Source organism: Dyadobacter sp. BE31, assembly GCF_031457695.1.
In the GTDB taxonomy this organism is placed as follows: domain Bacteria; phylum Bacteroidota; class Bacteroidia; order Cytophagales; family Spirosomataceae; genus Dyadobacter.
This window is the reverse complement of sequence record NZ_JAVDXA010000007.1, coordinates 202,243-217,354: the sequence shown is the minus strand read 5'-3', so window position 1 is coordinate 217,354 and position 15,112 is coordinate 202,243. Positions and strand designations below refer to the sequence as shown.

Sequence of the window (15,112 nt, the reverse complement as noted above, 5' to 3'; positions counted from 1 at the left end):
TAAAAAGAATGGATATACCGCGTCACGCCGGATGCTCGAATGCAACAGGCGAACGACTTGTCCGATAAATGCCCCATTAGGGCGCGGATTATACCCTTTCCTGCGGCGGTTGCCAGATCCCGGCCATGTCGCCGGCGTACAGAATTTGGAGGTAGGAGAAACCTGCCGGCGGTATCAGCTGAGAAACAGCATTTTCGGGCAGGGATGCGACGGTTGCACTGATGGTCACACTCGCGCAGCACGCACATATGCAAAAGGGCGAACACAGGTCAACTGCTTCCTGGTGAGCGCCTCCGGCAGCCGCAACGATCACTGAGGTTTTCGCACCGCTGCTATCGGACAACGGCAGGGCCTCGTCCTGGCAGGGAATGCAGGAGAGCGCGAGCACGCAAAACGCCAACAGATATGCAACGATGACCTTCATGCCTCAAAAGTAGGGGAAATGCGCATGCAACAGGTAGGCAAAAACAAATTCGCGGCAAGTAAGTCATGCATTACCGTTAATCAGCCGTTAACACCGATGGTAATTTAGTTACTGAAAATATAACATTGCCGGGATCACAACCTATCTGCTTTTTTCTAAATTTGACGCTATTCCATTTAATAACCAATCGCAAAAACCATCAACACAATGAAAGTAAAGTATTTGCTAACCATGATCCTGGCCGTTACAATCTTCGCCGTAACCGCCAAAAACCTCAAAACAGCCAACGATCTTATCGGAACATGGAAATATACGGTTTCCAACGTGCCACCCGAGTACGAAACCGGCTTCATGACGTTCGAACAAAAGGACGACAAAACCACCGGCTACCTCGGCCAGCAGGAACGTATGGAAATGAAGGAACTAACCGTCGACCAGGGCAAAGTGACCTTCAAACTCGACTTCCAGGGCGGCATCCTTACTGTAACCATGACGCAGGACGGCGAAAAACTGAGCGGCACAATCGTTTCACAAGACGGCGAATTCCCAATCACGGCTACCAAAGAGCCCGCGAAATGAGGGATCTGCAAATCAACAAAAAGCCGGGAGCAGCGCTGCTTCCGGCTTTTTGTTTGATATTACTTCACCCGCACGTACTTCTCGATATTCAGTCGCTCCACACCTGCCGATTCCACCTTCTCGACGCCGCGCTGCACCAGCGTATCGTTTTGAATCGAAATCGTGAAGTGGAACTCATTTCCTTCCCAGTCACGCGCGGTGCAATATTCCAGTTTTTCGGTGTAGGCGCTGTCTTTCAAAGTGTAAGCGCCGCCACCGGCCGAAAAGCTTGCAGTGGAATCCTTGCCTTTGTTCAGATCGTGCTGCAAAAAAGCAAAGTGGCTGCCGTTGATAACTTTAATGAAGGAAACCTTCTGCGTGTAATCCGTTACCGTCGTGTCGCCCTTCTCGATCAATGTGCCGCTCAGCAGTTTCCAGGTGCCTTCGAGTTCGTTGGGAGTTTCTTTTGCGTCTTTTGGTGCTTCCTGGCTTCCACAGGCTGCCAGCATCGAAGCGGCAAGCAGCAATGCGGTGTAATGTCTTTTCATAACTGGTTAAAATGTTAAGGGTTCTTCATGTAAATACTAATGAACCGCCCAAAATCCATAAAAACCCGCTATTTTCATAACATTCACTGATTGCGAGCCGGATAAACGACTTTTGTAGCTTCCTCGGCCCATTGCCATAAACGCTCTGCCACGGCCTTATCCAAGGCGTGCGGTTCAATGGCTAGTTTGGCCGGATACCCCCGGTACCCACCCGGCTCATCCGGACTATAAAAATCACCTCCATTAACATCATCAGCTACGGCCGCGTACAACGACGGCAATGCGCCCTGCCACGGATCCATCAGCTCGCCGATACGGTCGATCGCCGCATTGTATTCGCTCTCACTCATAAAGCGAGAAAGGTCCGTCTTGTTGGCGCCCGGCTGCGCAGCAACTGATGCCACCTGGTCACCCGTCGCCTCTATGCGGCGCTGCAACTCTACCGCAAACAGGATATTCGCGAGCTTGCTCTGGCAATATTCACGAAATGCGTCGTAGGAATGCTCCGATCGCAGGTTATTGAAATCGATCGTTCCCCGCAAGTAGGCCATGCTACTTACAGTGACAATGCGCGAACCGCGGGTAGCATTCAGCAGCGGGTATAAATGGCCCGTCAATGCATAATGTCCCAGGAAATTCACCCCGAATTGCAATTCGAAACCATCGTCGGTTTTGGAAGCGGGCGGCGTCATCACCCCCGCATTGTTGATCAGGATATCGAGTCGACTATGTTTTTGGATAAATACGCCGGCGAATTCGCGCACAGCATCGAGGTTAGCCAGGTTCAGAACCGCGATTTCAAGACTTCCTTTCCCGCCTTGCGCACGCAAGCGCATCTCTGCCTCCTGCGCATTGTGCTCGCTCCTGCACGCGAGCACCACATGCGCCCCGGCTTCGAAAAGTGCTAATGCCGTTTCATACCCTATTCCGGTGTTTGCCCCGGTCACGATCACCGTCTTGCCGGTCTGATCGCCAATGTTCTTTTTTGTCCACATAATACGAATGATTAATGGGACAAAATTCCGGAAAAGCTGCCGGCGACAGCTACCAATTCGAAGTCAAAAACTACAAAAATCAATCCGCCGCAGCCTGGCGAAATTGCCGGGGCGTCATGCCGGCCGCATTCTTGAAAAAGCTGGAAAAGTGGTTCGGCTCCTCGAAGCCAAGCCTCCAGGCGATTTCGTTGATCGTCCAGTTGGTACTTTTCAGGAGTATCCGCGCCTCCTGGGCAATGCGCTCACTGATGAGCTGTGAAGTAGTCTGCCCTGTGGTTTCTTTTAATGCTTTGTTCAGGTGATTAACATGAATATTCAGCTGCCGTGCAAATGCCGAAGGAGCATTGAACCGGATCACCTGATTGCTCAATTCGATCGGGAATTGTCTTTCCAGCAGCTCGGCAAACAAGGCAGTGATACGTTCGGCCGCATTCGATCCGCTTAGCCGCTGGCCTACGGCGGGAGCCATCTTCTGGGCGCTGTGTATCAATTCCATCAGCATTGTCCTCAGGAAATCATATTTGAAAGCATAATCACCATCCAATTCAGCCAACATCCTCTCAAACAGTCCATTATAAAACAAAATATCCTCACCTCGAAGATTAATCACTGCGGCATCCGCCGATTGAAACACCGGATAATCCTTCACATTACCGAACCGGCTAAAAAACGCCTCTGTAAAAATGCAGACGTACCCGCTCTGCTGCTCATCGATCCGCTCCCAATGATAGGGAATCATCGGATTCGTAAAAACCAGCGCCGAACCCGTCACTTCTATGCATTGATCGGCATAATGAATCCTGCTATGTCCATTCACCAGACTGACCTTAAAAAAATCCCTTCTGCTATACGTCGCCGGCCTGTCCCTGGAAACGATAAGCTCCTCTACTTTGAAGATATTAAAATGCCCCACCCCGCTCTCTCCACTTTCCGGCGCGCGGTTGATATGCTTGTAGAATGATTTGAGTTCGAGGAATGATGACATGGGGCAAAGGTACAAAAATCAAATCATACTACACTTCTTCCCATACAGGTTACAGAAGTAATTAGGATTGTAACACCTACAAAGCTCGATCACCTTCCGCTCAATAACCATACCATACCGCCCATTCATTCCGTGCGATCACTGTCATTTAAACAACATTGTTTTGCAGCCAGTTAAAATCAATTTTTTCACGTAAATCAATTTTCAAAAATGACTTTAATTCAAAAATTTCCATTAGGATTGGCGCTGGCTACTTGTATGATAATGAGTAGCTGCTCAAAAGATGATGTACAGGTGGCGCAGCCAGAGAAAGTAGCAAGCGGTTTTAACAACGAACGTGGCGGCGGTTTGCAAGGCCTCCCGACAATCCCTACCACAGACGGCACAGCGGGCATTAACATGCTTGTAGCTGATTGGAGTTTTTCTCAGCAAGGTAATCCAGTGGAGGTAGGGACTTCAACGAAAACACACCTGTGGGGAGACTCAAATTTTCCTTGGACTAAACCGTTCCTTAATCCCCCTGGTGCAAATAATAACAACCCAAATAATTTTGTCACTATCATGTCGCAGGAGAATGTCCTCGCTAATGACGATAAAATAACTACCTCTTTTGCCACAGCCAAAATCAAACATCTGAAGCCGGGTAAAAAATATGCTCTCACAGTCTCTGTTGCGAGTAGTATCTGCATTAGAAATGGAGAACCGACAGTATACTCACCGGCGCCCGTATTCAAGTCCCGGGAACGATTAGTCAAAATTTGGGAAGCGGCATGACCCCTTTTGATCTGAGAGGGAAGCAAGCTGAGTGGGTGACCAAGACTATTACTTTTATTGCACAGGGCACAGAAGAAACGGCTACTTTTTTGCAATATGTAAATATGGAGCCGCAGTTTTATTCGACTCACGACAAATATCTTACTTATATGCATGCATTTGTTGGCGACAACGCCATCGTTGAAATACCCTAATTTAAGTCCAAATAAACAAAAATGAGTTGTCCGACGGTCAACTCATTTTTTGTTTAAACATATCCGATTCTGCTTATCCTCACTCATACCCCTTCACCGCCGAATACCCATTCATCATCACATTCACCGCCCTGGCCCGGTATACATCCGGGTCGGTCGGCGCGGTGGTGGCGAGGCCGTCGACATAGCGGTTGAACATGCAGAATGCGGCAGCGATGAGGACGGTGTCGTGGATCTGGCGGTCGTCGGCGCCGTGCTCGCGGGCGCGGGCGATTTGCTCAGGTGTGACGTGCTTGCCCCCGCGCTGGACGCTGCCCGCGATAGATAGCAGCGCTTTCATCCTGTCGGAGAGTGCGGTTTCGCCAAAATTCTCTTTGACACTTTTGACAAACGACCAATCCTCGTCTTCCAGGTAGGCGCTCGCAATGGCTCCGTGGATGGTCTGGCAGAAAAAGCAATCGTTTTGGGACGAAACGTAGGTTCCGATCAGCTCGCGTTCGCCACGGCTCAACCCTTCGTCGGAACACATCAGCGCATTGGCCAATGCATTCATCGGCTCGGCGGTGTGAGGACTGAACCGCATCGGGCCCAAAATGCCCGGAAAACCTTTTTCAAATTCGATATGTGGCATCGGTAAAAGTTAATGATTGAATGATAAGGTCAGGTGTGGTCAGGAATTGTCAAGTATAGTCAGATATTGTCAGGAATGGTTAAACGTAGTCAGGTGTGGTCAAGAATTGTCAAACGTAGAGTCAAATCAGTATCTGACAATACTTGACTACACTTGACCATTCCTGACAATACATGACAATTCCTGACAACACTTGACCATTCCTGACCATCGAAAATTAAAGCGCAGCGCCCGCCAGCTTCGTACCTTCCACTCGTGCACGGATCTTTTCGAATGCGGTTTCCCGCGCCGTTGAAATATCGTCGGCAAAGGGAGAAAAGCCGCAGTCGTCGGTAGAGCCGAGTTGGTTGAGCGGAATGTATTCCGCGGCTTGCAAGAGCAGGTCACGGATTTCCTCCGGCGTCTCGATTCTGGGATTCAGGACATCCGTCACGCCCAGAAAGACACGCTGCCCTGGCCGGATGTTATGCCGGATCGATTCCAGAACGGATACTTTGTCCTTCTCTCCCGCATATTCCAGGTAAAAATTGCCCGCATTCAGTTGAAAAAACAGCGGCAACAGGTCCTGATAAGGCACATCGGCGCTGTGGGTCGAATCGTGGTCGCCGCCGGGGCAGGTGTGAATGCCGATCCGGCTCCGCTCTTCCGCCGTAAAACGATCGAGAACCTGGTTGTTAAGCGAGATGAACTGTTGCAGGAGCCCCTGGCTGGGATCGAGTTTCAGGGCCAGCCGGGCTTCGGTGAAGTCGATTTGTACGTTGTAGGCTTGCTCGTTCAGGCATTTGCGGATATCGGCCTCCGCCTGATCGAGCAAATCGGCGATAAACTGGCTTTGCGGGTAACCTTCGATGCCGCCAGCCGGGTACAGCAGGCTCATTGCCGAAGCGGAAATAACGGCTTGCTTGACAGGCAATGCAGTATGCTTCCGTGCCTCCCGGAGGTAATCCACCGCAAAATTGCGGTATCGAAACGGCCCCGACGTCAATACGGGCAATTGCCTCGTGTGTCCGTCCTCAAACGGGATTACCACGCCCTCGCTACCCAAGTTCAGCAAACCGTGGATCGGGTAGGTGGCAAAGCTGGGTTTGCTTTGCTCTCCATCGGAAATGACGGGCGAGCCGGTGCCTTCCAGCGATATGATGGTCTCGCGCGTGGCCTGTGAAAAAAGGCGGGCGAGGTCGTCGGAGGAAATTTCTGCTTTGGTATAGGCCTGCATGGCTTGTTGCAGGTAAGCGGGCCGCGGAATGCTTCCTATCGGCTCGGTAGGTATAGTTGCCATTCTGAAAGAAATGATACGATGAATAAATAGGTACATACACGCACACGAACACCGCCGGATACGAGTAACCCGGCCGCGGCAAATGCATTTCAAATGTGTTACCCGATCATTTCCGGTGGAGGCGTGGTACAATTGGAGACATCGGCCACCGCGATGCGACACGGTTCCGCAAAACGGATCGGCCGATGAGGCAGGTCGATTTCCCCTACCCGGTCAGTGTGGTTCTGCGTGCCCGGCAAATAGGCCTTTGCCAGGTCCCCCATCGTTTTCAACACGCTCCCCAGGGGTGTAAGCGGCGTTTTGGCAAGCTGCATCTCCTGAATCCTTTCCGACAGTTCGGCAAAACGGTGCCAGGCCGATGCTTCTGCCTGAACTGCCTCATTCCGTGCTGCCGTACCGGCCGTTTTGCCAGCAAAAAGTACGGCTACCGACCACCCCATCGAATGGGATAGCAGCAGTACTATCAGGCCGAGGCTGGCAACCGTTTTCATAAACAGGGAGATGTACCTTAAATCTACAAGAATACCGTGTCATTTCTTGTAGCAATTATTCATTTCATTTAAATCTATCCACAAATAATCCCGTTTTAAACTGGGTATTTCAAAAAACTCACATGAACAAGGCCTTGACCGCAAACTAATTCTAGACAAAACCTCCATGTATCCGAAAGTGAATAGTATTAGATTTACTCCGATAAACCCTTTATTCGCTGATCCGCCTTCTGCCGGGATGGACTCCCGTTTACTGAACCATGACGCTCATCCGTTCCCTCCTGTTTTTGCTGGCATTGAACGCGGCCCCTGCATTTGCTCAATGGGATCATTTACTTCATAAAACCTATCCCCAGCGTTTCAGAAACCTTGATACCGTCTATATCAATACCCTCAATATGCGGGACACCACATCCGCGTTCGCGTTGGTCGCTTCACTGAGGGCATTTGCGGTGCAAAATCATGACAACGACCTCGAATTGGAAGCCGATCTGCTCAAAGCCTATTACCTTACCTATTGGTACAAAGGCCAGACAGAACGCATCACTGCAATGCTGCAAGATCTCTCCGCAAGAGCTGCCGCACAAAACAACGTCCAGATCAACACGCGGGCGCACAAAGTGTTGGGGGATTACTACTGGGCGGACGTCAAGAATTACGAACTGGCATTCGAGACTTTCATCAAGCAGGAAGCGCTGCTGAACACAGTCAGCAGTGAGGAGCTTCCCGACAAGACTTACCATTTGACAAACATTGCTCATGCCTACCATAACTTTTCGGATTACAAAAAGGCATTGTCGTTGTTCCGGCAGGTTTTAACTTTGAAGATCAACCCGGACATGCACGCCGGCCACAATTCGGCACTTTACACGATCGGCGTTATTTTCCGCCAGCAGGGTAATATCGATTCGTCCGATCACTATTTCAGGCGGGTGATCCGCAGGGAGTCTGACGGCAACTACAAATTCTGGGCAGCTATCGCGAAAGGCGGACTAGGCGAAAACGCCTATATTCGAGGCAATTACGCCGCTGCCCTGCCGCTATTACAGGCCAATATCGACGAGGCTGTCGTGCAAAAAGACTTAGGTCTGGCTGCTGAATCGCTCATTATCCAGGCCAATATCTACCTGAAAAACAACGCATTCGATAAAGCCGAACAGCTGGCCATTCTCGCTCGTCGGTACCTAAGCGACACCTACCCCGATCGTTACCGGCACTTCCAGGACCTCTACCCGATTTTTGTAAAAATACATGCAGCACGCGGCGAGGCACGGCTTGCCGGAGCTTACCTGGACTCCGCATTGTTTGCCCGCGACAGCCTGACCAACAAGTACAATGCCAAACTGATGATGCGGGCCCAACAGAAGATCGATTTGCAGAAGCATCGTTCAGAAATGGAGAAAGCCGATTCGGAGAAAAAACTCAAAACCACCGAACGCAACCTATCTCTCCTGCTGGTACTGATCGTCGCGGCAGGTTCGGTGTATGTGTACATTACCCAGCGAAAACGGCACCGTCAGGAGCAGCATTTAAAAGAACTGAAAATCAAACAAAAAGAGCAGGAGCTCGAAAACGCTGCATTACAGCTCAATGAATTTGCCCGTAATATTTCTGAAAAAAGCCGGCAGATCGAAATGCTTGAAAACAAGCAGGGCCCCGATGCCGAGGCCCTGACGAAACTGCGCGAAAGCACAATTCTGACACAAGAGGATTGGGATTATTTCAAAAAACTCTTCGGTAAAGTCCACGGCGATTACCTGCACCGGCTGCGCGAGAAATTCCCCGAGCTAACCCAGGGCGAAATGCGCTTCATCGCACTGGCTAAACTGGGCCTCGGTTACCAGGAAATGTCAGCTACCCTAGGCATCAGCAGCCACGCCGTGCGCACCACCAAGTACCGGCTGCTGAAAAAAATCGACGTGCCCGACGACCGCAGCCTGGAAGAGGTAGTCATGGATATATGACCTATTCAATCGCCACTTTTTGAGTTAAAATACCCGCATTACCCTGCATGCGCATGAGGTAGAGACCCTTCGGTAAATCGCCGACGGGAAAATCTGCCTTTCCATTTACTAGCTTTCGGCGTGCCATCACCGTTCCCTGCGCATTCAACAGCTCCGCATTGCCTGTAAGTTGATCGGTCCCGGTGGTCTCAATTCGCAAGACCATACTCGCCGGATTAGGATAAACCTGCATTTGAACACCATTGCGATGCTCTGCAACGACGATCTGACTAAATGCAAACGAATCATCGAGGTCGATCATTTTCAAACGATAATAGTTCAGACCAGCCATCGGCGCATTGTCGGTTGCATTGTAACGATGCCCTCCGCTACCCACGGCCGCTGGTTGTTCCGGCAACATTTCCCAATGACGGGCGTCAGCGCTGCGGTGGATTTCGAAATGGCTCGTGTTAACTTCCTCCGCAGTTAACCATTCCAGTTGCGTAGCATTTTCAACCCTTCTGGCCGAAAAACTGACCAGTTTCAAAGGCAGCGGATCGGCATTACTGATAAAAAATCCGCTGAAACCGGTCACATCGAAACTGATTTCCCAGCGGTTCAGGCTGCCGTTCCAGACAATATCTCCGTCGTTGGGGTTGATCGTCGTGGTATCGCCGCTGTACGATCCGGGTTGCCCGGTAGCCGAAGTGCCGTGGTACTGGACGACCAACAGATTAGCGACCCCGGTACCGTCCGACGGTGACGAGGGCAGTTTTGCCCCGCTCACTTCCAGATTAAAAGCATCAAATTCGGATTGATTAAAAAACAGCTTAACCCGCGCGGTCGCATTGGCTGCGTTATCGGAAGGCAGTATTTCGTAATGCCGCTGTACCAATTTTAGTGGTCCGGCCGTGAGCACGCCCGCATCCACGAACGTCTTCGCGCGCACATTCCCGCTCACGGGCGCGCCGCCCGCCGGTGTTACCTGCGCGATCACCCGGCAACCTGTGGCCACGAATCCGTTGGTTGTGCCAGCCGTGATGGGTTGAAAAACCTGATCACCGTTTTGGGACAGACTGCTTCCGTCGCGGTAGGATTGCAGCTCATAGGCGCCCATATCGGTCGTAAGATCGAAGGTGCGCGGCTGACTGGCAATATCGATCGGCGGGTCGACCAGGTTGAACCCCGCATTAACAGCCGGACTGCAAAGCGAAAGCCGAAGGCCATCATCGGCAGTCATCCATTTGTTGTCGTCCCCATCCGGGTCCGGCTGGTTGGCAAAAAGAACATCCGAGCTCAGATTGCCGATCCCGGCGTGCCCGCCCTGCACCAGACTGAAAGAGACCGTCGGATTTGCCACCTGGTCGAACATCCCGGCCCCTTCCGAAGCACTATTCCCCCATATTACATTATTGACGAAAACCGGGTTTGACAACAGAAAGTTAAAAACGCCTCCTCCCTGCGCCGAAGCTGAATTACGCGCGACGGTGCAGTTCAGATAAGTCGCCCCGGTTTTATATGCATTTAGAACACCTCCGCCGCTGCCATTAGTAGCGGCATTGTCGCTCATAACACAATTACGGAATGCGGGAGCAATCCCCTCACCAGCCAGGATCACCCCACCGCCCTGCTCGGCACTGTTTCCCGTGATCACACAATTCGAAATCACCGCCGAAGAAAAGTATAATACCACCCCGCCCCCCTGGGTTGCCGGAATCGAAGCGCCACGTATGGTAGGACTGATTCCCGTGCCGTTACCGTTTCCATCGCGGATAATGAAGCCATCCAACTGCGCAGTGGGGCCATTGTTGACCGACACCACCGTGTGATAGGAATTGTCGCTATTACCACCTACACCAAGGTCTCCGGAGAGGATCGTTTGATTAAACCCGGGATTCCGTTGCGACAATGCCGTTTCATTCCCCGCAAAGCCGCCGTAAATCGCCAGGTTATCCAGCAGGTAGAATGCATAATGCCGCACCCCGAAAAGAGTGGTATTATAGGGCGTACCTGTCGGAACGTAGGTTCCTGCTTTCACCCATATTTCCGTAATTCCTGAGCAGCCCGAGGCCGCGTTCAATGCTGCACTGAGGCTCCCCAGCGCATCATCCCATCCCGCACCCTCGCCCGCTGAGCCCTGAGCTACATATAGCCGGCCGGCGATTACATTCAGCGTTGCGCTGTTGGACGTTGCGTCTCCGCACGAATTGGTCACTTTTACCTTAAATTGATTGCCCTGGTCTCCCGCGGTAATATTGTGGACAGTTAAAGTTGCCGTTTGAGTACCGCCGTATTTACCGTCGTTCGAAAGCGGTGTGTTACCCCGGTACCATTGATAGGTGGGCGTTTCGAGACTAGTAGCAGCCACACTGAATGTCACTGAAGAGGAACCTGCGCAAGTGGTGATTTTGACAGGATGCGTCCCGATACCCGGAGCTGTCCCGGTCAGGATCGCCGCCCGCGCATTGGCGTCCCCGCTGGTCAGGTAGCCTGCCATGACGTTCACACTTCCGTTTCCGAGCCCACTGGTTGTATAAATAGCAGTGGCTCCTCCATTCGCCTGAATCATACTTTGTGCCGACGAAATACTGCCGTTCACTGCGCTGAAACTCACAGGTAAGCCCAGCACGGCGGTAAGGTTGCCGACAGAAACGGCTCCGCCCGCCGAGTTGGTCAAAAAGCCGGCCGCTACCTGGGTCTGTGTCTGCGAGCCGACGCAGAGCACCGCATTCGTGATAGCGGGCTTCAACACCAGCCAGGGGCTCGTTGTAAGTGTCCCACCTCCCACGGTACCCACAATCCGCGCGGCTTCACTGCATGTCCCTCCCGCCTGTGGGTCGGTGTTGCAGCTCCACCAGTTGTTCGTGGCATTAATCGCCCCATCGCTGAACTTGCGAATCGACAACGCCTCCTTCGTTGTTCCATTGATGGTATTTCCTGAAAACGCATTATACTGAATATCTGCTGCAAAGCTGCTGGAGATTGAAATAGCGCCACCCTCGCCACCGCTAACACTGGCCCCAACGCTGTTGCCGATGAACCGGTTTTTCTCAATTTTCGTGTAAAACGACGGACTGGCCGCCGAATAGCTGGCTTTTAGCCCGATAGCCCCACCGGAAGTCGCGAAAGAAGCATTTACCGTGTTATTGGAAAAAACACAATTTGAAATCGTCACACTTCCTGCCACGGGGTCCGATCCGCTTCCATAGTAATCGATTGAAATGGCACCACCTGTACCGCCGTCGCTCGACGCATCAATGAGCACCGCATTGTTGGTAAATGTGCAGTTCTCGACCGTCATTGTACCACCTCCCGACATAGCCAATGCACCTCCTCCGAGGAAGTTGGTCATGTTATTTTCAAATGCACAATTGGTTATGCTGATGTTATTGCCTGGTCCTCCACACAGAATGCCCCCTCCGCCGTAATGATCGGCGGGGTTCTTGCCATTGGTAAATTTGATGCCTGAAATCGAAACCTGCACATCGTGTATTGTTCCCGGCGGATTGATCAGGAAAATGCGGTCCTGCATCGTGGTCGTCATGTTGATGACGGTAGAACCCGCACCCGCACCGACGATGGAGATATTTTCTGCTTGCGTCCCGAATACAATCGGGCCCAGCGTAAGATCGTAGGTGCCGGCTACAAGGTTGATGGTATGCGGTCCTCCACCCAAGGCGTCAGCGGCCAGAATAGCGCCGCGCAGCTGAGAAGTGGCGGTGCCATCGGTCGTCTGAGTTACATTGAAGGTATCGGCGGCAACTGGTAAACCCAGGCTGGTCAAAAGCAGTCCCGACATGATGACCGACCATCGCAGTCGTTTGGTAAATATCAATTTCATAGGAATGTTCAAAAAGGGAAATAAGGGAGGGTGCGCTGCCGGAGACTTTCAGGCAGCGCGAACGTTTATCCGATCGTCGGATCATCCCCGCGTGAGCAGATCATGAACTCCATTGCCTGGTACGGCATCATGTTACTATGGGCTTCGTCGTTCCCCGTTATTCCGATTGCGCCTGCACCCATCACCGATCCGTTACCCTTTTCTTTTGCGTAGCTGTTGGAGGATGGACGTGTATTTGAATTGACCGCCCAGCCGCAATTGTTAGGCTGCTGCGAATTGCAAAGCGGGTTCACCAATGCCTTGTGGTTATGCGTCGGGATTTGCTCTTTGGTTAGTTTCACAGACGGTTCGCCTGCCTTTTCTCCCAACTTGTATGCGCTGAGGCCTGGTGGTGTGCCACAAGAAACCAGCGCGCGACCACGCAGGTCAGGAAGCCGGAATGTCCTGTTTTCCACGCCTCCATAGGTGTACCCGAGGACTTTGAATAAATCAATAAACTGACTAAGCGGCAGCTCCCGCCCATCACATTTCAGCCACACGCCTTCATCTACGCCACGGCCAAATGGCCTGATGGCGCCGGTAAATTCGTTTACCTCGCGGTAACTGCCGTCAGGATGCTCACCCGTAACCGCGATACAATAGTTGAGTGGCAAATAAGGCGACATGTTGTTGTGTGCCAGGTCACCGCCCTCCTCTTTAATTGTGTTAGGGTGCATTAAATTATTCGAGTCCTTCACATAACCTACATTCGAGGCCCAGAAGTGGCCCAGGGGTTCGAACGTATCTACCCCATTTGAGCTTGCGACGGCAGAGTGATTGTGGGCAGGCATTTCCTTAATGGTAAGGACGTGCTTTTCTGCGCCGGCACGAAGAAAGTCCGGCCGGAGGGGGCTTCCATTGGCGATCATTACCCTGCCCCTCAGATCGGGAAGACTAAAATTATCCCCACTGCCGCCGAACTTATAACCCAGCATCATAAACAAAGTAATATTATTCGAAACGGAATAGATTGCGCCGTCACATTTGGCCCAGCCCCTGGGGGCGAAGGGAAACGCGAACAGCCTGATTTCAGAGATAAATTGAGACATAAGAATGTTGTATTAAAAGTTTGGGGATTTCAGCCGCGGCTGGGGAATATGCCTTGTAGTGCAATGATAAACGACACCGCGAACATCGGTATGCGGTTCTCGTGTTTCTCTCCTTTTCCTTCGGGCTGAATACTCTCGTTGTTCATCTCGATCTTTCCGGGAGTGGAATTGTACAAAAACCCCTTGGTGTCGGAGGCGCTCCAAAGCCCGGTCGCGGCGTCGGGGAGATTAGCGGCATTAGAGGTGCTGCATGCCACCGCATGCCTGTGTTTTGGCAAATTTGAGACGGTTAGCGCCACTGCTTCCTCCCCGCCAGGCCTTCCGAGATTATAGCCGGCGCCCTCGCCCAGCGGGATTCTAGACCGCAGATCGGGCAGGCGAAACATGGTATCGCCGGCGCTACCGCCGTAAGTAAACCCGATCAATGAAAACAAAGCCTCATACTTACTCACCGGTAATTCGGTACCATCGCAAAGGTGCCAGCCTTCTGGTACGCGCTCACCGGCGAACGGGTGGATTTCTCCAACGAAACTCTCCATAATGTGAAAGGTTTTTGAATAGGTAAATGATAGAAGATGTATAAAATCCGGTTTGGATGAACGGGTGCTGAAAATACCGCCCCGGATGTTGGCAAATAAAGTATGAGATGTCACCGAAGGCCTAAAAAACGGTGTCACAAAAACGTCACAATTATCAAAACGTAGTCACAAAAGCACAAAAACCCGCCCTGAATCATTTCAGGATGGGTTTTGTTGGTTATCTAGTGAAATTGTTAAAACTATGTTACTCCCCGAAAGGTCGCCCTACATACGCGTGCTCCCAAGCGCGAACTCGCTCGACATCATCCTTAAAAACACCCATTTTCCCGACGGTCTTCTGAGCGAAGCCTCGCAGGTCCAATGCCTCGTTGAATGGACAGACAGGATTCCGGTTTTGGTATTTCAATTCAAAAGCACGTTCTACGATTTCAACGAACCACTTATCCCAGCCGATCTGGAAAACAGCGAGTGCGGGTGGCTGCAACAACCATCTGTGACGGTAAGGCTGCTGCTTTCAGACAATGTAGTTACGGATCAGCTTGATGAACGCGTGTTCGTTTTATCACGGAACGAAAGTGATAAAATCAAGAAAATTTTCATCAGAGAGTAAATAACGAGACAAATGCCGTCAGGCATGCAACATTGGTAGTAAATCTGCACGACGAATATTGGCCAAATGCCCTTGGGCATGCAACTACAATTGCATCGCATGCCACATCGCCACTGCACTGTTGTTACATCCCTAACGGGATTTTCATCCAACCGTAACCCGTTCCATTTCTACCAATGTTGCATCGCTACGCGATTTCCCCAGCATTCAGT

Annotated in this window: 15 protein-coding genes; 5 read left to right on the top strand and 10 right to left on the bottom strand. The window is 51.5% G+C overall.

Annotated elements, in window-relative coordinates; genetic code table 11:
- Positions 1 to 88: 88 nt before the first annotated feature.
- Positions 89 to 424, bottom strand: a complete 336-nt coding sequence (locus tag J2Y43_RS28770) for a DUF6660 family protein (protein WP_309990730.1) — start codon at positions 422 to 424, stop codon at positions 89 to 91.
- 207 nt (positions 425 to 631) lie between these two features.
- On the opposite strand from J2Y43_RS28770, the gene J2Y43_RS28765 reads away from it, so the two are divergent.
- Positions 632 to 1,003, top strand: a complete 372-nt coding sequence (locus tag J2Y43_RS28765; RefSeq protein WP_106596431.1) for a hypothetical protein — start codon at positions 632 to 634, stop codon at positions 1,001 to 1,003.
- A gap of 59 nt (positions 1,004 to 1,062) precedes the next feature.
- On the opposite strand, the gene J2Y43_RS28760 is transcribed toward J2Y43_RS28765, so the two are convergent.
- The 3 genes from J2Y43_RS28760 to J2Y43_RS28750 form a co-directional block, all read right to left on the bottom strand.
- Positions 1,063 to 1,530, bottom strand: a complete 468-nt coding sequence (locus tag J2Y43_RS28760; protein ID WP_309990725.1) for a hypothetical protein — start codon at positions 1,528 to 1,530, stop codon at positions 1,063 to 1,065.
- 83 nt (positions 1,531 to 1,613) lie between these two features.
- Positions 1,614 to 2,525 carry an oxidoreductase gene (locus J2Y43_RS28755; RefSeq protein WP_309990722.1) on the bottom strand — a complete coding sequence of 304 codons (912 nt, stop codon included), beginning with the start codon at positions 2,523 to 2,525 and terminating at the stop codon, positions 1,614 to 1,616.
- A 79-nt stretch (positions 2,526 to 2,604) separates the two neighbouring features.
- Entirely contained in the window at positions 2,605 to 3,510 is a 906-nt protein-coding gene (locus tag J2Y43_RS28750; RefSeq protein WP_309990719.1) for a helix-turn-helix transcriptional regulator, read from the bottom strand.
- Positions 3,511 to 3,720: 210 nt separating this feature from the next.
- On the opposite strand from J2Y43_RS28750, the gene J2Y43_RS28745 reads away from it, so the two are divergent.
- Both J2Y43_RS28745 and J2Y43_RS28740 read left to right on the top strand, forming a co-directional pair.
- Positions 3,721 to 4,284 carry a hypothetical protein gene (locus J2Y43_RS28745; RefSeq protein ID WP_309990716.1) on the top strand — a complete coding sequence of 188 codons (564 nt, stop codon included), beginning with the start codon at positions 3,721 to 3,723 and terminating at the stop codon, positions 4,282 to 4,284.
- The gene (locus J2Y43_RS28740) at positions 4,281 to 4,478 is read left to right on the top strand and encodes a hypothetical protein (protein WP_309990713.1); all 198 of its coding nucleotides are present in this window, start codon (positions 4,281 to 4,283) and stop codon (positions 4,476 to 4,478) included. The genes J2Y43_RS28745 and J2Y43_RS28740 overlap by 4 nt, the downstream gene beginning before the upstream one ends.
- 79 nt (positions 4,479 to 4,557) lie before the next feature.
- On the opposite strand, the gene J2Y43_RS28735 is transcribed toward J2Y43_RS28740, so the two are convergent.
- From J2Y43_RS28735 to J2Y43_RS28725, 3 genes are all read right to left on the bottom strand, one after another.
- Positions 4,558 to 5,109, bottom strand: coding sequence for a peroxidase-related enzyme (locus J2Y43_RS28735; RefSeq protein WP_309990709.1), 552 nt, complete (start codon positions 5,107 to 5,109; stop codon positions 4,558 to 4,560).
- Positions 5,110 to 5,326: 217 nt separating this feature from the next.
- Entirely contained in the window at positions 5,327 to 6,388 is a 1,062-nt protein-coding gene (locus J2Y43_RS28730) for a cobalamin-independent methionine synthase II family protein (RefSeq protein ID WP_309990706.1), read from the bottom strand.
- Positions 6,389 to 6,486: 98 nt separating this feature from the next.
- A complete protein-coding gene (locus J2Y43_RS28725; RefSeq protein ID WP_309990704.1) occupies positions 6,487 to 6,879 on the bottom strand; it encodes a hypothetical protein in 393 nt (130 codons plus the stop codon).
- A 260-nt stretch (positions 6,880 to 7,139) separates the two neighbouring features.
- Here J2Y43_RS28725 and J2Y43_RS28720 point away from each other — a divergent pair, with 260 nt between their 5' ends.
- On the top strand, positions 7,140 to 8,843 hold the full coding sequence (locus J2Y43_RS28720; protein WP_309990701.1) for a hypothetical protein: 1,704 nt from the start codon (positions 7,140 to 7,142) through the stop codon (positions 8,841 to 8,843).
- Position 8,844: 1 nt separating this feature from the next.
- On the opposite strand, the gene J2Y43_RS28715 is transcribed toward J2Y43_RS28720, so the two are convergent.
- The 3 genes from J2Y43_RS28715 to J2Y43_RS28705 all read right to left on the bottom strand — a co-directional run bounded on the left by J2Y43_RS28715 (position 8,845) and on the right by J2Y43_RS28705 (position 14,290).
- Complete coding sequence (locus J2Y43_RS28715; protein ID WP_309990699.1) at positions 8,845 to 12,663, bottom strand: T9SS type A sorting domain-containing protein; 3,819 nt, start codon at positions 12,661 to 12,663, stop codon at positions 8,845 to 8,847.
- Between the two features lie 65 nt (positions 12,664 to 12,728).
- Positions 12,729 to 13,751, bottom strand: coding sequence for a tail fiber protein (locus J2Y43_RS28710; protein ID WP_309990697.1), 1,023 nt, complete (start codon positions 13,749 to 13,751; stop codon positions 12,729 to 12,731).
- A 29-nt stretch (positions 13,752 to 13,780) separates the two neighbouring features.
- Positions 13,781 to 14,290, bottom strand: coding sequence for a tail fiber protein (locus tag J2Y43_RS28705; RefSeq protein WP_309990694.1), 510 nt, complete (start codon positions 14,288 to 14,290; stop codon positions 13,781 to 13,783).
- A 241-nt stretch (positions 14,291 to 14,531) separates the two neighbouring features.
- Here J2Y43_RS28705 and J2Y43_RS28700 point away from each other — a divergent pair, with 241 nt between their 5' ends.
- The gene (locus J2Y43_RS28700; protein ID WP_309990692.1) at positions 14,532 to 14,900 is read left to right on the top strand and encodes a hypothetical protein; all 369 of its coding nucleotides are present in this window, start codon (positions 14,532 to 14,534) and stop codon (positions 14,898 to 14,900) included.
- Positions 14,901 to 15,112 lie beyond the last annotated feature (212 nt).